The organism is Ruegeria sp. P10, assembly GCF_056534925.1.
The window spans coordinates 99,180-114,905 of record NZ_JBQERJ010000012.1 but is presented as its reverse complement, the minus strand read 5'-3'; the positions used below and the strand labels follow the sequence as shown (position 1 = coordinate 114,905).

Annotated in this window: 15 protein-coding genes, 1 tRNA gene and 1 pseudogene; 6 read left to right on the top strand and 11 right to left on the bottom strand. The window is 54.9% G+C overall.

What is annotated here, in order from left to right:
- Positions 1-13: 13 nt before the first annotated feature.
- Positions 14-90 (top strand) — tRNA-Met (locus tag ACR0FB_RS18580).
- A gap of 393 nt (positions 91-483) precedes the next feature.
- Here ACR0FB_RS18580 and ACR0FB_RS18575 read toward each other — a convergent pair.
- The 5 genes from ACR0FB_RS18575 to ACR0FB_RS18555 form a co-directional block, all read right to left on the bottom strand.
- Positions 484-1,632 carry a hypothetical protein gene (locus tag ACR0FB_RS18575; RefSeq protein WP_480621581.1) on the bottom strand — a complete coding sequence of 383 codons (1,149 nt, stop codon included), beginning with the start codon at positions 1,630-1,632 and terminating at the stop codon, positions 484-486.
- Positions 1,633-2,410: 778 nt separating this feature from the next.
- Complete coding sequence (locus ACR0FB_RS18570; protein ID WP_480621580.1) at positions 2,411-4,552, bottom strand: hypothetical protein; 2,142 nt, start codon at positions 4,550-4,552, stop codon at positions 2,411-2,413.
- On the bottom strand, positions 4,549-4,857 hold the full coding sequence (locus ACR0FB_RS18565; RefSeq protein ID WP_425080321.1) for a hypothetical protein: 309 nt from the start codon (positions 4,855-4,857) through the stop codon (positions 4,549-4,551). Before ACR0FB_RS18565 ends, ACR0FB_RS18570 begins: the two co-directional genes overlap by 4 nt.
- Positions 4,847-5,056, bottom strand: coding sequence for a helix-turn-helix transcriptional regulator (locus ACR0FB_RS18560; protein ID WP_257600069.1), 210 nt, complete (start codon positions 5,054-5,056; stop codon positions 4,847-4,849). The genes ACR0FB_RS18565 and ACR0FB_RS18560 overlap by 11 nt, the downstream gene beginning before the upstream one ends.
- Positions 5,057-5,199: 143 nt before the next feature.
- Positions 5,200-5,856, bottom strand: a complete 657-nt coding sequence (locus ACR0FB_RS18555) for a hypothetical protein (RefSeq protein ID WP_480621579.1) — start codon at positions 5,854-5,856, stop codon at positions 5,200-5,202.
- A 370-nt stretch (positions 5,857-6,226) separates the two neighbouring features.
- On the opposite strand from ACR0FB_RS18555, the gene ACR0FB_RS18550 reads away from it, so the two are divergent.
- Positions 6,227-6,583 carry a hypothetical protein gene (locus tag ACR0FB_RS18550; RefSeq protein ID WP_171724788.1) on the top strand — a complete coding sequence of 119 codons (357 nt, stop codon included), beginning with the start codon at positions 6,227-6,229 and terminating at the stop codon, positions 6,581-6,583.
- 162 nt (positions 6,584-6,745) lie between these two features.
- Here the strand turns inward: ACR0FB_RS18550 and ACR0FB_RS18545 are convergent, their stop codons facing one another.
- From ACR0FB_RS18545 to ACR0FB_RS18525, 5 genes and pseudogenes are all read right to left on the bottom strand, one after another.
- Positions 6,746-7,882 (bottom strand): tyrosine-type recombinase/integrase, encoded by a 1,137-nt coding sequence (locus tag ACR0FB_RS18545; RefSeq protein ID WP_216600226.1) that lies wholly within the window; start codon positions 7,880-7,882, stop codon positions 6,746-6,748.
- Between the two features lie 481 nt (positions 7,883-8,363).
- Positions 8,364-9,512, bottom strand: a pseudogene (locus ACR0FB_RS18540) (IS3 family transposase).
- 94 nt (positions 9,513-9,606) lie between these two features.
- Positions 9,607-9,921 (bottom strand): DUF1244 domain-containing protein, encoded by a 315-nt coding sequence (locus tag ACR0FB_RS18535; protein WP_152456994.1) that lies wholly within the window; start codon positions 9,919-9,921, stop codon positions 9,607-9,609.
- A gap of 87 nt (positions 9,922-10,008) precedes the next feature.
- Positions 10,009-10,248, bottom strand: coding sequence for a DUF6868 family protein (locus ACR0FB_RS18530; RefSeq protein WP_171637671.1), 240 nt, complete (start codon positions 10,246-10,248; stop codon positions 10,009-10,011).
- Positions 10,249-10,335: 87 nt separating this feature from the next.
- Positions 10,336-11,073: an N-formylglutamate amidohydrolase gene (locus ACR0FB_RS18525; RefSeq protein ID WP_480621578.1), complete on the bottom strand. Its 738-nt coding sequence runs from the start codon at positions 11,071-11,073 to the stop codon at positions 10,336-10,338.
- A gap of 142 nt (positions 11,074-11,215) precedes the next feature.
- On the opposite strand from ACR0FB_RS18525, the gene pyk reads away from it, so the two are divergent.
- Positions 11,216-12,661, top strand: a complete 1,446-nt coding sequence (pyk, locus tag ACR0FB_RS18520; protein ID WP_171637669.1) for a pyruvate kinase — start codon at positions 11,216-11,218, stop codon at positions 12,659-12,661.
- A gap of 12 nt (positions 12,662-12,673) precedes the next feature.
- On the opposite strand, the gene ACR0FB_RS18515 is transcribed toward pyk, so the two are convergent.
- Positions 12,674-13,135 (bottom strand): Lrp/AsnC family transcriptional regulator, encoded by a 462-nt coding sequence (locus tag ACR0FB_RS18515; RefSeq protein ID WP_245218193.1) that lies wholly within the window; start codon positions 13,133-13,135, stop codon positions 12,674-12,676.
- A gap of 198 nt (positions 13,136-13,333) precedes the next feature.
- Here ACR0FB_RS18515 and ACR0FB_RS18510 point away from each other — a divergent pair, with 198 nt between their 5' ends.
- The 3 genes from ACR0FB_RS18510 to rpmI all read left to right on the top strand — a co-directional run bounded on the left by ACR0FB_RS18510 (position 13,334) and on the right by rpmI (position 15,719).
- On the top strand, positions 13,334-13,771 hold the full coding sequence (locus ACR0FB_RS18510) for a universal stress protein (RefSeq protein WP_171724812.1): 438 nt from the start codon (positions 13,334-13,336) through the stop codon (positions 13,769-13,771).
- Between the two features lie 13 nt (positions 13,772-13,784).
- A complete protein-coding gene (locus tag ACR0FB_RS18505) occupies positions 13,785-15,335 on the top strand; it encodes an alanine/glycine:cation symporter family protein (protein WP_171724813.1) in 1,551 nt (516 codons plus the stop codon).
- Positions 15,336-15,518: 183 nt separating this feature from the next.
- The gene (gene rpmI, locus ACR0FB_RS18500) at positions 15,519-15,719 is read left to right on the top strand and encodes a 50S ribosomal protein L35 (protein ID WP_010443552.1); all 201 of its coding nucleotides are present in this window, start codon (positions 15,519-15,521) and stop codon (positions 15,717-15,719) included.
- The last annotated feature ends 7 nt before the right edge of the window (positions 15,720-15,726 follow it).

Here is a 15,726-nt window from a genome sequence, read left to right as displayed (position 1 = left end):
TCACAAAAACTGTCGCGGGATGGAGCAGCCCGGTAGCTCGTCAGGCTCATAACCTGAAGGTCGTAGGTTCAAATCCTACTCCCGCAACCAAAAAAATACCAGTCAGATATCAAACATTTAGCGCCCCAAGGGGCGCTTTTTGCGTTTAGGGCATCTCACCACGGTGCTACACCGGTGCTACGCTACACAGCAAAGATCAGCTATCAAAGCGTTCTCATTCTGACGCTTCCTGAAGCCGAATCTTACCCCATCATGAAAACTAACCCGCAGTTTCCGTCTGCACTGTCAGCACCGTCAGCCAAAACCGCGAATGTCGGCTCAGAGCCCAAAGCGAACATGGTTGTTTCGCGGAAGTTGTGTTTTAGGTTGTCCACTTAGTAGCGATAGTGGCACCTAATGCATAAATCGGGTTCAATCCAACTGGAGGCTGGCAATATCAAAGAAGGCATCTAAATTCCCGCTCTGAGGCCTCTTACATTACATTTATCCGTTGCTTGCAAATTCGTCTTCCGGCTCTTCATCCGGGGTTTGATCTGCTCCCTCCGCTTCTCCATCAACATCATCGTCCTCCTGGCCGTCGGCATAAAGGCTTCCGTCGTCCGAAGTGCCAAGCGTGGCTTTTACCGATTCTTCATCGGGATTGGAGGCGCGGACGGCGCCAAGGACGCGGTCTTGCTGTTCCTCCGCGATGATTGTGTCGTCAGAAAAGTCGCCTTTGTAGTGCCCCAACAGGCTGGCTTCCGCGTCATGCACCGCCTCCGCAGCCGCCAACTGATCGTCGGTCGGCTGCCCTATCTTATTTCCGTCCTCATCTGTTGTTACGTCGTGCGCATTTTTCACCGCTTGTGCGGTTTCCAAGTCTTCGGGCGCAATCGTACCGGGGGTGGCCGCCTCATCGGCAAGAACCTGTTCAGCTTCCTCCAGCGTCATCGGAGCCGTGTCCAAATAGTCATACGCCGCAGCAATTTCCTTCACTTCTTCAGGGCTCAAGTCGTAATCTTCACCCATGACATGATTGAAATTTGCGTCGGCTACGGCAAGGCCAGCGGCCAGGCTCACCGGCCCTGTACCTTTCGCATACTGTCCGTTCGCGATATGCGCGAGTTTTGCATTTACACTGGAGTTAATGGCACCATTTAGTTTGCCGAGGTTACGCGGGGCAAGCGTGCCATCATCAAGGAGTTTTGCTTTTCTGCTTGGTGGTCTCGGGGATTGCGCGACACTCGCTTTACTTGTTCGCGTTGTGGTGGTCCGTGCCTTGTTCCCTTTGAATAGACCTTTGACACCGTTTTGCTTCAGGTTACGACCCAAGGCCTGAAAGTCTTCCTTCACAGCCCGACCCAAACGACTGCCGCTCTTTGATTTATGACTTTTGCTGGCAGACTTCGTTCTTGTCCCGTTTAGCGTTTTGTCGGAACCCCATCCCTTTTTGGCACCTTTTTCACCGCTGTTGCCGCCCTTTCCGCCACCATTGCCACCTCCGTTATCCCCTTTTCCGCCGCCGTTGCCCCCACCTTTTCCGTTACCATTTTTTGCATATGCGTAATCGGTGGTGAAAACGGTCACGATTGGCGCGACTACAAATGCAGACAGCACGAGTGCGGAGACACTCACTTTAAGGAAGTTCAACACGTAAGAAATCCTTTTTACTTAGCGAAATACAGATTAGTGGCGACGCGCAAATTCCACACTTAAGAGTGTTGTCAAAACGAGGCCAGAATGTGGCAACTATCCGACATTTCGGAGTGGATATTTTTAATTTAACATTAACAGCTTAGCCACTACTCCCAAAAGAATCGCTGGGGAAGCATTAATACTGTTGACAATAGTAATTGGCTTGGAGCTTTTGTCTCCAAAAGCGGTCAAAAAAAACGCTAAAACTGAAATAATTTGAGCGTTAATCTTCGGTTAATGTGGGGTTTGAAAAAGATTAGTCAGTTTTTCACGAGTTGACTATGATTAAGCAAAGCAAAAGGGATCTACTCCCACCTTTAAGTGACACCAAGGTCGAAACTTTTAGCCCAAACAAAAATAGCGCCCTAAAATCTATGATAAGGAAGGCTATAATTGTTTTTCCCGTATTGCTGTATTTTCTTCTTTTGGCATTTTTTATAAATAGAGCGTCCGCCGCAAGTTATGTATCGATCCTGTAGTGGAAGAAGGCTTTTGCCCTGAGATGGGCGATGAGGGTCCGCGCTTTTAGGCCCGACAGCGAAAGATAACTCTGTTCGTCAGCTCCGCCTGCTGAGCAATCCTTCAATTGATTCCGGAGCTCTGCGCCGCAGCAAACGGCAGCTTCGTCCGCGTAGCAGACGAAAGTCGAACCAGACAAACGCAATAGGTGGAGCAACAAAAAGGCGCCCGACCCAAGGGATCGAGCGCGTTAGCCAAAAAATTGTTGTACGAACTTTCACCGACTGCTCAATTCTATCACCCGCATCCCGGCTTTGCCTTCCCGACTGAACGCGATGTTAACCCCCTGACGCCGCAACACGGGCTGAACCCGACGTAGCGCTGCCCCAAACCGCGCCTCGGACCGGGGAAAGCTCTGGCTGTCCTCTGTCAGCGCAGGAAAGCGATCCCGCAAGGTTTGCTTCAACTCGGTTGCAGTGCCGCCCCAACGCTGACGCCCATCCATCAGCGACAGGATTGCCAGCGCGACCGGGTTGGCGTCAACGGCGGCTTGGTCGCTGCGGGCGCGATTGGCCGCGTAGGAGTCCAGAAACGCGCCCTGAGTCCACCCAAGGGAGTCTTCGGCAGCAACGACCCATTTAGCAAAGTCCGCCATCCTAGGGGCTTCTGAGAGGCTTACAGAGTCAATTTGACCCAATGCGCGGGATACCGCGTCCAACAGCGCGCCCAGAATGTAGGGCTTGGCCTTGGCAAAGTCGCGGTTGAACGCGCCCAAGGTTTTGCGCCTGCCGGGTGGGATCACCGGCAGATGAACGCCAATGGCGCGATCCGCCAGATCAGGTCGTGCGGCCAGATCGGGAATACCGTTCAGCAGGCAAGGCCGGGTGGCGTTGAACAGCACTTCGTCGCTGTCGGTGTGCAGCTTACGGGTGCCAAAGCCGCCACCCGTAGCAATCCGGCAGAAGGCGTCCGCCATCATCGGGCGGATGGTAGAGAGATTGTCAAAGCTCAGAACATGATTGTGCATCGCGGCAATCACCAAATCCTGCTCGGAATTGGGCGTGCTGCGGGTGCTGGGCTGGGCCGGGTCGATCAGGTCGCGCAGCGTTTGTGCAGTGGTGCTTTTGGCGCTGCCCTGTTCGCCTGACAGAGTCAGGATAGGGTAGGGGCCTTTGGGGTGGAAACACCCCAGAACCCATGCCACCAACATGCGGAAATCATCTTCGCTGTCCACGTTCAGAAAATCGCGCAACAAGTCGATGCCATTCTCATGCCGTTCCGGTACTGGAAGCGCCTGCATGGCTGGTGAGCGCCGAAACCGTGCGGGCGGGTGGCTGACCACCTGCCAGCCCTCGGAGGTGATCGCCACAGCCTGCCAGTCGGTGTCGCCAAGATCGAGATAGACCGTGCGCCCGATGGAGGCGATGCGGCTGGATACGGGGTAGGTCTCGCCTTCGAACCGGGCCACCCCTTCCAGCATCCGGCGCTTGTCATCTAGCGCGGCATTGGAGGGGGCTTTGCCCTCGGCCTTGTAATGGGCATAGGCCAGATAGTTGCGGAAGGTCGCGGAACCTACAGGCCAGTGCTCAAAGTGACCCTTGGCCCGTAACGTTACATAGGGCTCACCCTGTGGCGTGTTCCAAAGCTCAAGCCCATCCACCAGCGCCGCATTGTCATCGTTACGTATAGGTGCAGGTTCATCCCTATGTATAGGTAACGTATATGGGTCAGGGTTTTCCTTATGATACATAGGGGGATGCGGATCATTAGCGGCAGGCGGAACCATACTTGTAAGGTAGGCGGCAGTTGCATCCGGCAAATCACACGCAACGCTGTTTATCAGGGCGTCAATCTCGCCTAGCCCCCAACCTGCGGCAATGGCATCGGCCACGTCCCAGCCCCTATGTATTGGTTTAGGGATCAGATCTGATGAATCATGCGCTTGAATCAGTGCGTCACTGATCGGCAGGATCAGAGGTGTCGCCCTATGTAATGTAACGAGCTCTTCGGCCAACTTGGCGGCATAGCTCTGTCCCGGCTCATCATGGTCAGGCCAGATAATGACAGTACGGCCTGCCAACGGTGACAGGTCAGTTTTTGCCAGCGCCTTGCTGCCTCCAAAGCTGGTAGAGGCCAGATACCCCAAGCCTGTCAGAACATCGGTACACTTCTCCCCTTCAACCCAGATCACCGGCTGATCCGGGTTCGCCTGGGCGATCCGGTCCAGATGATAGACCGGGCGCAACTGGGGTGCTTTCCATGCGCCCTTGGTCACGTCGTAGGGCAGAAAGAACTTGCCCTTGCCGTTGCCCTCATAGCGATTGGCGACGAGCACAGGCGCACCCGTTCTGCTGCGATAAACATGCTGGGTATCAGCGACACCGGCTGTCGGGTGGCGAAGGTCGGGTAGCGCGCTCATGCCTGCACCCCCAGACGCTGGGCCAGCGCACGTGCGGCCTGACCTTGCTGCACCCCGTTCAGATAGGCAAAGAGGCTGATGGCATCCCCGCCTTTGTCATCCGTCGCGAAGTCTGCCCACAGTCCGCTGTCGAGATTGATCCGAAACGAACCCCGCGACCGATCTGCGCGGGTGGGGTTCAGCGCCACCCATTCGCGCCCAATGATCCGGCCATCTGGCAACCATTCGGCCAGTAGAGTTTGCAGATTGATCCGGGCCAGTTCAGCAATGGCCGCGAATTCGATAGGCTTCCAATTACCAGTCATTCGCAACCACCTCCTGAAGACGCGCGATCTCGAACGCTTCTACATCTCCCATGCGATAGCGGACCAAGCGGCCAACTTTGACATAGGCCAGCGGGTAGCGCTTGGTGCAGCGCCACGTAGCAAGGGTGGTTGTGGACACGCCGAGGCGTTCCGCGACTTGCTCGGGTTTGAGCAGGGTGTCTGCCTGTTTTGCGATCATGATAACCTCCATCAATTTTGATCGATGAAGAGAAACCTAGAGAGCGATTGGGCAGGTCGAAACGCGTGAAGCAGGAAAGAAAAACTACTTCCTACGTAAGAAAACATGCCGGTTAAATGCCACATAATGTGGCGAAAATATGACTACATCACCCGCATTACCGTGACCACACGCGCGCGCGTCAGGTCCGGATCAAGTTTTTGGCCGATCAAATGAATCGCATCTACTGCGGTTGCTTTGTTTTGCTTTGTGGCCGGATCGTAGCGGCCCGCATTAAAGGGGCGCATGGCATTGCGCTCCCAATAGGGGCGGAAGGCGCGGGCTAACGCCGCAATCGGCTGGCTTTCGGTTTTCTTCGGCCTGCGAGACCAACGATCCAGATCGGCCTCATGATAGCTGCTTGGGGTGTCATGCTCGCCCAAAGCAACCGTTTCTGCGGTCGCCTTATGCAACAGTTCCAGAAACGCCGCGATATGGCCAACAGGATCGCCCGGGCCAAATGCGCCGTCGATCAGGTTTGCAATTCCGGCGGCGCTTGGGTCGGCTGATCGGGCTTGCGTTTCCAGCGCGTCGGCCAGTTTCCCGGAACAGTTTGGTGAAGCCTGCACACGGGCAAGGTCCACTAAAACCGGCTCAAGCTTGGCAGACAATGCGGACAGGCGGCGGTATTCTATTGCCCCCGGTTTGCGTCGGCGCATTTTGCGGCGCTCGCGGACGTAGGCTCGCGCCGCTGCCTCAACCCCTTTGCGCAGTTCGTCAACATTGGCCTTTGGGCCAACCAGCATCTCAAGTTCGAGCATGAACCGGGCATCATATAGGCGGTGAAGTTCCGATAAGAAACCGTGGCCCGCCATGAGGCGCTGCCAAGGCACGGTCGATGCTGGTTCACTGTCGGGTAGGGTGTTGTCAGCCTGTTCCATAATGCCGCTTGTTCAGGAAAACCAAGCAAAACGCCAGAGGCTGACAAGGCTGACAGTGTTGACGGTGAATTTGGAATGGCACATGCAATCCGGACTAGCGCTCCACTTAGCATCAGGATCAGCAACGCGAGATGTGCTTTGGGACCAATTCAGCTTCCTGAACGACCGATCCATGTCAGAAAACAGCGACTTGACGAAAGTATCAATATGATGTTCGGTGCTATCAATTTGAAATGGTGCGAGAAGTTAGATGTTTGGATTGTTTTCTGGTGCGGGAAATCGTGCAAATGATATTAAGCTGGCTGTTGCCATAGAGCTCAAAGTTTCCAATCAAAAATTCTTCTATTTCGTCCTTAAGATGGCGAAGTTGAAGGACAAGAAAATCGTGGAACTGTACGACAAAATGCGCGAAATGGCGGATTCTGATCGCCACACCGAAAAGCTGATGGCACTCAGTCTGGCAGAACACCTCATTCCGGAATGTGACCAAATAGCGAGAATCCCTGAGATGCAGCACGACATGGCGGTTCTCATGAGGTTCCAAGACCAATTGATCGACTATTACAATGCCCACTGTGAAGAGGGGAAGGAATTCCAGAAGAGCTAATTTAGGGAAGACTTAGGTGCTTAGCGCCTCCACTCGCGGTACTTTGAGTGACCGCTTTATGAGATTTTCTGCGAGGTTTTCGACATATCATCTACTTTGCAAGCATCCCAATTTCATAAAATACATGGCATCGTGAAGGGCAGCTATGGGCTCATTCCCACGCTAGGTTGCTCTTGAAAACATCAACTCGGTCGCCTTGTCCACACTCTCCCGGACCGGATCAAGGTTCAGTCGTGCATAGATTGCGGTAGATTGCTGCGACCGATGCCCAAGTGACTTCCCAATGATGTATCCATTGGCCCCGGTTGCCGCTTGATAGCTGCCCAAGGTACGGCGCAAGTCATGAATGCGCAGGTTGTCGATTCCAGCTTCTTCTAGAATCCGGTTCCACGCCTTCTTGGGGTCCGCAAGATGGCCGCTCTTGCCTGAGCCTTCGAACACATAGGGGCTGTCTGACTTCAATTTCCGTTCGATCAGCAGTTCAATTGCCTGCTGGGGAAGGTGAACAGTCAGTGGGTCGGCGTTCTTGGTTTCCTCAATCCGCCATGTCGCCGATTGAAAACTGATATCCTTCCACATCATCGCCAGCGTATTGGACTTCCGCGCACCTGTGAGAAGGGAAATCATGAAGAAGTCCCGTGCGACTTCGTTGGGTTCATTTGCCAGTGCCTCGAAGAACCGGGGCAACTCGTCAGGCTGCAAGAATCTGTCGCGGCTTTGTTCCCGAAACTTTTTGATGCCGACAGCGGGGTTCACGCCCTTCCATCCCCATTCAATCGCCTTGTTGAAGATGGAGCGAATACGTTCAAGCAAACGATTGGCTTGATACAAGCCGTTGTCCTTGCCGATCTTCGCATGAAGCCTTTCTACCTCGGCCCGATCAATGCTGGATATCTTTCTGCGGAACCAATGCGACAGATATTTGTTTACTTCCCGCTCGTCATACTTCCATGATTTCTTGTGAACTTTGGAGTACTTGTCCATGTATTCGGCAAAGAGCGCTCCAAAGGTCATTTCATCACGCACGGCCTTTTTCTCTTTTTGAGGGTTAGCCCCAGACGCAATGCCACCCTTGGCCTTTGCTGCTGCCTTGCGGGCTTGTTCCACAGTCATGTCTGGAAACTTGCCCAGAAGTAGCCGTTCTGGACGCCCTTCAATCCGTTTGTACAAGTAGAAGCTCTTTGATCCTGCCGCTGTCACTGCCAGTATCAACCCCGCTTCCCGTTCGTCATAGTAGTAGTCCCTCGAACCTTTCTTCGCGGCGGGTGCTTTCAAAAGGGCGGCTTTGGTGAAGTTCAAACGGTGACTGGCCACGGTGTATCCTTGAATTGTCTTGGTGCTACCAAAAAGTTGACGGTGCTACACTGGTGCTACATCAGGGAGCAAATTTGAACAATGTTGAGAATACATGAAGCAATCGGAAAAAGTGGCAACATACTGATAAGTAAATAAAGAAACAGCTTTAACAAATATCAGCAAACAGTGCCCGTGAGGCTCATAACCTGAAGGTCGTAGGTTCAAATCCTACTCCCGCAACCAACTTTAGCGAACAGTCGTCGGAATCAAGGCCCGCCTCATCAGCGGGTTTTGCTTTTTTGGGCATAGTGATCAAAGCGCCCTGCATGTCCAGGATGCGGTTCTTGGCTCCATGGTCGTATGAAACAACAACCCGATTCAGCAGTTCGTTCAACTCAGAAGTTCGTGCAACTCATCGCTCGTTCTGTAAGTTGCTCTGATACCCAACCTTCTGCCACTTGGGCATAGAGTCTTCCACCTTGTCTCAGCATGGCGGGCTGGTATCGCCATGTGGGTTTGCCAGCATTGCCGGTGGGATGTTCCCGATGGTGCTGTGCGGTCTTTCTTCGTTGTCGTATCTACGCCATTCCTCCATCTTTTCGCAAGCATCTGCCAGCGACAGGAACCAATGCGTGTTCAGGCATTCTGCCCTGAACTTTGAGTTGAACGCTTCGATGAAAGCATTGTCGGTCGGTTTGCCAGGGCGGGAGAAGTCGAGCGTAACGCCGTTGTGGTAGGCCCATAGATCCAAAAGTCCCGAGAGATGAAATCGCTGCCGTTGTCCCCCCGTATCGTCGCTGGGAATCCGATCTGCCGACACACTCGATCCAGCGTTACAACAACGTTTTCGCCCTTTTTAGCTGAACCTTGGGGCAATGGCGGGTGAGACGCGCGAGAACGTATCGACCACGGTCAGAATACGTAGCTTGCGGCCAGTCGCAAGCTGATCATGAACGAAGTCCCTTTCGGCAGATTGCACTTGCGCAATCGCCTATCGGGCAAGGCATGACCCACACATCATTGGGCCTCGCGGCATCCGAACGATCCTCTTTCAGCTTGGCTTTCACCCGCCGTTTTGGTGATTTGTTCCGTAATTGCAGCCTCATTGCGTGGTAAATCCTGTGGACTTTCTTGACGTTGGCTGCCCAACCCTCCGGGCGCAACACATAGTGCACACGCCTGTATCCATAGCGAACACGGGTCTCGCAGATCTCCTTGATACGCCGATTCAGGACGGCCGGATCGGTGCGCCGGGAAACATACTGGCAGGTCGATCTGTCGAACCGCAACACCTTGCAGGTGCGTTTGACAGACACTCGCCAGTCTTCCCGAACACCGTCGATAAGCTCGCGCTTCCGATCCGGCCTCAGAGCTTTCGCTTGATGACGTCCTGCAACATCTCCCGATCCAGCGTCAGTTCGGCCACGATGCGTTTCAGACGGCCGTTCTCGCCTTCAAGCTTTCGCAACCGCCGCATGTCGGATGGCAACATCCCCGCATACTTCTTCTTCCATTTGAAGTAGATTGCCGAGCTGATCCCAGCTTCTCAGCACACTTCGGCAACCGTCTTGCCTTCTTCGACCTGCGTCAAAACAAACGCCTTCTGTGCGTCCGTAAATCTCGCTGCTTTCATCGCTTCCGATCCCGCTCCAACGAGGGATTCGTCGCGGAATACTCTAATCACAAAAGGCCGGCAAATCAGGTTTCAGAGCATGAGCTCTGAGCTGTCAGTCTTTCGTGCCGACGTTTTCTTCGAACGCAACCTTGAAGGCGGCCTGTTTCTCGGGGCTGGCCTCGGTTTGATATTTCGATTTCCATTCATCCATCGTCATGCCGTAGAAAATCTCGCGGGCTTCATCCTTGCCCAGTTCGATTCCCTTTTCGTTTGCCGCTTCCTGATACCAGCGCGACAGGCAGTTGCGACAAAACCCGGCGAGGTTCATCATGTCGATGTTCTGAACGTCCGTGCGGTCTTCCATCAGGTGCTTTTGCAACCGGCGAAATGCGGCAGCCTGAAGTTCAATTTCGGTTTGCTTGTCCATGATCTGGCTCCGGATGGCGATTGAGTTGCTTCTGACCTAACAATCCAGTGGACCCGTTACAAGAAACGGACGTGCCGAAGCGCCTTTTCACATCAGTTTCAAAGCCAGCCACGGCACGATGCAGAAAACCAGCGTCAGGATTTTGTAGTTCGCAAGATACCTGAAATAGGCGCGTTTCACATCCGGGCGTTCCATCCGAAACATCCTGCCGTGAATGCCGGCAATCCAATCCTGCAAAAGCAGAACCATCAGGGTGGTAAACAGAAGCACCGCGATATTGAGCACGGCCATCCAACCAAAAAACATCGTCAAAAACTCTTGTGTCATGATGACCCCCTTTCCCCGTTGATATGGGAAATGAAGGCCGTGCTCACAACAGCGTGATGCGCGGAAAAGCATGCGCAGGACTTGCGGTCAAAGGTCGCTGGCTTCCAATGCGTCCTGCAGGATTACCGCCAACCGCTCGGCCCATTCCCTTTGACCCGTATGGTCTGCGATCAAGTCGTTGCGCAGCTCGATCAGTGCGTTGGGGCGTCCGAACGCGGTACAGTGTTTGTCGATCGCATCCCCCGGCAGAACTCCGGTATACGGCTCGTTGACGCCAACGCACAGATCTTCCTCGGCCTGAAGCCTTTCGATCAGCGGGCCAGAGAACCGCTCGTCCGAGGTGTGCAGCACGCCAATGTGCCATGGGCGGGGCTCACGACCGCGCAGCTGGCGCGTAAAGGAATGCATCGAAACAATCACAGCATGGGGCAGGGCCGCCATTTGTGCCAGTGCCTCGTGGTAAGGGCGGTAGCACATATTCAGGCGACGCTCGCGTTCGTCATCATCTGCATGGCGATTTCCGGGGATGATTGACCCGTCATAGAGCTTCATCAACAGCGTGGGATCGTTTTCACCCCGGTTAGGGTCGATGACCAACCGCGAGAAGTTGGCGGCAATCACCGGTGCGTTCAGGATCTCGCCCAAGTGTTTAGACACCTCATACGCGCCCACATCATAGGCGATGTGGCGTTCCATATCCTCGCGCGGCAGGCCGAGGTCGCCACCATTTACGTCTGGGGGAACAGTGTTGGTTGCATGGTCGCATGTAATCAGCCAGCGAGACGGGCGATCCGCACCGTGGACGAAAAATGGAGTGTATGTCATGAGCCTGTCATCTTGTTTGCCGCAGATGTAGGGCAGTTGCTTTGGAAAGGGAATTGCGCAATAAGCATCGAAATGATGTTTGCGGTAACATTTCGCGAAATCTGATCTGCAAACTTGAGATGACGTAAGGAGGTCTATGCCAATGCGACGCCTGAGAAATGTGAAAATCGTGGCGACGCTGGGGCCAGCGTCAAATGACTATGACACAATTCGTGCCCTGCACGAGGCTGGCGCGGATGTCTTTCGTCTGAACATGAGCCATGGCAGCCATGATGAGATCCGCGAACGGCACAAGATCATTCGGCAGGTGGAAAAGGATCTGGACAGCCCGATTGCCATTCTGGCCGACCTTCAGGGGCCCAAGCTGCGCGTTGGTGTCTTTGCCAATGAAGCAGAGGAGCTGGAAGAAGGTGCGTCCTTCCGGCTCGACCTCGACCCTGCTGCGGGCGACACCAAACGTGTCTGCCTGCCGCATCCCGAGATTTTTGCGGCGCTTGAGCCGGGCGCGCGCCTGCTGGTGAATGACGGCAAGATCCGACTGATCGTTCAGGACTGTGGGCAGGATTTTGCAAATTGCACGGTCGAGGTGGGTGGCACGATCTCGAACCGCAAGGGTGTCAACGTTCCTGATGTGGTGCTGCCGCTGGCGGCTTTGTCGGCCAAGGACCGAGAGGATCTGGAGTTTGTCTGCCAACTGGGTGTGGACTGGTTGGCGCTGAGCTTCGTGCAGCGCGCCAAGGACGTTTTCGAGGCTCGCGCGCTTGCGGATGGTCGCGCAGCGATCCTGTCCAAGATTGAAAAGCCTGCGGCAGTTGAGGCGTTTGACGACATCCTTGATGCGTCGGACGGGATCATGGTGGCACGCGGCGACCTGGGTGTGGAACTGCCCGTGTCTGCCGTGCCTCCGATCCAGAAACGACTGGTCCGTAAATGCCGTGGGGCAGCCAAGCCCGTCATCGTCGCCACACAGATGCTGGAAAGCATGATCGAAAGCCCGATGCCGACCCGTGCCGAAGTGTCGGACGTTGCGACGGCGATCTACGAAGGCACTGATGCCATCATGCTCAGCGCGGAATCGGCTGCCGGTGCCTATCCGATCGAAGCGGTGCAGACGATGAACAAGGTTGCCATCGAAGTCGAAGCCGACCCGACGTATACGCAGATCATCGCAGCCTCGCGTACCGCCAAGGGAACCACCGTTGCGGACGGGATCGTTGCCGCCGCGCGTGAAATAGCCGAGAAAACCGATATCAAAGCGATCTGCTGCTTTACGCAAAGTGGCACGACAGCCGCATTGACCGCGCGCGAACGTCCCGGTGTTCCGATTATCGCGATGACGTCGCTGATGGGAACGGCGCGCAGACTCTGCCTGAGCTGGGGTTGCAACTGCGTCATGACGCCCGAGCTTGAACGGTTCAAAAGCGCGGTTGTAAACGCAGCGCGCGCCGCAAGGGCAGGGGGCTTTGCAACTGAAACTGACCAGATCGTTGTCACCGCCGGGGTGCCGTTCAACGTACCGGGTACCACCAACATTCTGCGCGTGGCACCTTGTGACGAGCGACTGATCTACAGCACGGATCCCGAATAACCAGAACGGGTATCAAAGCCCGGACACCCGTTGACCAACCGGCTCTTTCACGGCCTCCATGACCGTGAATGAGCTGGTTTGGTGAATCCCGGGCAGCTTGTTGATTTTCTCGCCCAGTATCATCCGGAAATGCGCGATATCGCGGGTGCGGACAGTCAAAAGATAATCGAACGACCCTGCCACCATCAGGCAGCTTTCGATTTCCGGCACATCGCGTACGGCCTCGTTGAATTTTTCCAGGGATTGCTCGGCCGTTGCGGTCAACGACACCTGTACGACGGTCAGAAGGGCCAGGCCCATTCTCTCTTTGTCGACGATGGCGCTATAGCCCTTGATATAGCCGTTCTTTTCCAGCCGTTTCACACGTTCGGAACAGGGCGTATTCGTAAGGTTTACGCGCGCCGCAAGCTCAACTATTGAGAGCCGGCCATTGGCCTCAAGCTCGTGCAGGATGCGTTGATCGATATTGTCCAATTCTCTACTAATCAGTAAAACTTCCTGTTATTTTAGTGCAAAACGACAATTTCCACTGAATATAGACCAAAAAAATCCCCAATTCCTAGTGAAAATTCCTGATACTTACCAAAGGGTGGTCTTATTGAAAGTTCCAAGTTCCGGCTGCCCTGCCGGGGGCACGGGCCTCGGCCAAATGAAAAATAATGGAGGAACGACATGACAACAAAGATTGTCATAGGACTCGACGGGACAGAGACCGGTGAGCGCGTGATTGCCTTTGCCAAGGATTTGGCAAAGTTGATCGGGTCGTGTGAACTGGTGGTCGCTTATGTGATCGAATGGTCCCCTTACACCTTTCAGACACCGGAAGAAAACGCACAGCGTCACAAGCGACGGGAAGAAGAGGTTGATCTGGCGACGTCACGTATCGTGACACCTGCCGTTGAGGCCCTCAGAGAGGCTGGTTTTGAAGCGCACGGTGTTGTTCGCCACGGCGACGTGGCCGAGACCTTGAACGCCATTACAATGGAAATGGGCGGCTCGCAGATCGTTGTCGGCCGGTCTTCGGCGGACGGGATCAAGAAACGTATCTTCGGCAGCTCGACCCAGAACCTTGTGATGCATGCCGATGTTCCGGTCACGGTTGTGAACTGAAGGGAGGGACAAAATGAGAATGCTCAAACAACTCGGCGCCTCGATGGCAGCCGCCATTGTCGCCAGCCCTGCCTTTGCGCAAGATGCTCCGGGGCTTGATGAAAAAATCAATCAGACATTCGCTGATCTGACCGGTCCATTCGTCAGCTTCATCTTCGCGCCATTCCCCGGGACCAGCTTCCCATGGATCGTGATGTGGCTGGTGATCGCTGCGACGGTCTTCACGCTGTATTTTGCTTTTGTGCAGATGCGGTTTTTTGGCCACGCAATCAGTCTTGTCAAAGGTGACTATTCCGACCCCAATGATGCAGGCGAGGTCAGCCATTTTCAGGCTCTGGCCACGGCGCTGTCCGGAACAGTCGGTCTGGGGAATATCGCGGGTGTTGCCGTCGCCGTCGGCATCGGCGGACCGGGCGCAACCTTCTGGATGATCCTGGCCGGTCTTCTGGGGATGGCGTCGAAATTCACCGAATGTACGCTGGGCGTGAAATACCGCAACGAGTACGAAGATGGCACCGTTTCGGGTGGCCCGATGTACTATATGTCCAAAGGGTTCAACGAACTGGGCTTGCCGGGCGGCAAGATCCTTGCGGTTTTGTTCTCGATCTTCTGTATCCTTGGCGCGCTGGGTGGGGGCAACATGTTCCAGGCCAATCAGGCGCATCAGCAGATCGCGGGAATCGTGGGTGACTATCCGGGCTGGATTACCGGGCTGGTCTTCGCAGCGGTTGTTTTCATGGTCATCGTCGGCGGCTTGAAGTCTATCGCACGGGTGACCGAGAAGGTGGTGCCGTTCATGGGCGTTCTCTACGTTCTGACCGCTCTGGTCATCATCTTGATGAATGCGGATATGATCGGCTGGGCCTTTGGTCAGATCTTCGCCGGCGCCTTCACCGGTCTGGGTGTTGCAGGCGGCATGGTCGGGGCGTTGATCCAGGGCTTCAAACGTGCGGCGTTTTCGAACGAAGCGGGTGTTGGCTCGGCAGCGATTGCGCACTCGGCTGTTCGGACCAAGGAACCGATCACGGAAGGCTTCGTTTCCTTGCTGGAACCGTTCATCGACACAGTGGTGATCTGCACAATGACCGCTCTGGTCATCATCATCACCCAGCAATTGATCATCGATCCGGAAACCGGAAACTACATGCTGAATGAGGCCGGCACGGCGATTGCCACTGTTGACGGCAACTCGGGTGTCAGCCTGACTTCTGCCGCCTTCGGCAGCGCGTTCGGTTTCTTCCCGTATATCCTGGCGGTTGCGGTGATCCTGTTTGCCTTCTCGACCATGATCAGCTGGTCCTACTATGGCCTCAAGGCCTGGACCTACCTGTTTGGTGAGGGTCACACCAAAGAGCTGGTGTTCAAGATCATCTTCTGCATCTTCGTCGTCATCGGTGCCGCAGCCAACCTTGGCCCGGTCATCGACTTCTCGGATGCGGCGATCTTTGCGATGGCGGTGGTCAACGTCTTTGCGCTCTACTTCCTGATGAAAGTGGTGCGTCAGGAGCTGGCTTCGTATTCCGAGCGCCTGAAAACCGGTGAAATCCGGAAATTCGAACACTAAACCCAATCACTGGGGCGGCCTTTGTCGCCCCAGTGCCCGATCAGCCGGCAAAAAGCGCAGAATCTGATCCAAACCCCCTTGCCAGTATGACCGAACTTGCGTAAACGGCGCTTCTGATCGCGTGACCGGCCGAGATGGCATGCCGAGTCGCGTCTGGAACCGAACCCGAAAAAGGAGACGGAAATGCCTAAGATGAAGACCAAGTCGAGCGCCAAAAAGCGCTTCAAGGTGACTGCGACCGGTAAGGTCCTTGCTGGCCAGGCCGGCAAACGGCACGGCATGATCAAGCGGACCAAGAAATTCATCCGCGACGCCCGTGGCAACACCACCCTGTCCGCCCCCGACGCCAAGATCGTCAAGGGCTACATGCCCTACGACCGCTAAGAGGAGA

Bases quoted from the DNA above. Each gene is read 5' to 3' on its own strand.
- ACR0FB_RS18570 (WP_480621580.1), bottom strand. From the start codon at position 4,552: ATGAGCGCGCTACCCGACCTTCGCCACCCGACAGCCGGTGTCGCTGAT.
- ACR0FB_RS18565 (WP_425080321.1), bottom strand. From the start codon at position 4,857: ATGACTGGTAATTGGAAGCCTATCGAATTCGCGGCCATTGCTGAACTG.
- ACR0FB_RS18560 (WP_257600069.1), bottom strand. From the start codon at position 5,056: ATGATCGCAAAACAGGCAGACACCCTGCTCAAACCCGAGCAAGTCGCG.
- ACR0FB_RS18555 (WP_480621579.1), bottom strand. From the start codon at position 5,856: ATGCTCGAACTTGAGATGCTGGTTGGCCCAAAGGCCAATGTTGACGAA.
- ACR0FB_RS18550 (WP_171724788.1), top strand. From the start codon at position 6,227: ATGTTTGGATTGTTTTCTGGTGCGGGAAATCGTGCAAATGATATTAAG.
- ACR0FB_RS18535 (WP_152456994.1), bottom strand. From the start codon at position 9,921: ATGGACAAGCAAACCGAAATTGAACTTCAGGCTGCCGCATTTCGCCGG.
- ACR0FB_RS18530 (WP_171637671.1), bottom strand. From the start codon at position 10,248: ATGACACAAGAGTTTTTGACGATGTTTTTTGGTTGGATGGCCGTGCTC.
- ACR0FB_RS18525 (WP_480621578.1), bottom strand. From the start codon at position 11,073: ATGACATACACTCCATTTTTCGTCCACGGTGCGGATCGCCCGTCTCGC.
- pyk (WP_171637669.1), top strand. From the start codon at position 11,216: ATGCGACGCCTGAGAAATGTGAAAATCGTGGCGACGCTGGGGCCAGCG.
- ACR0FB_RS18510 (WP_171724812.1), top strand. From the start codon at position 13,334: ATGACAACAAAGATTGTCATAGGACTCGACGGGACAGAGACCGGTGAG.
- ACR0FB_RS18505 (WP_171724813.1), top strand. From the start codon at position 13,785: ATGAGAATGCTCAAACAACTCGGCGCCTCGATGGCAGCCGCCATTGTC.
- rpmI (WP_010443552.1), top strand. From the start codon at position 15,519: ATGCCTAAGATGAAGACCAAGTCGAGCGCCAAAAAGCGCTTCAAGGTG.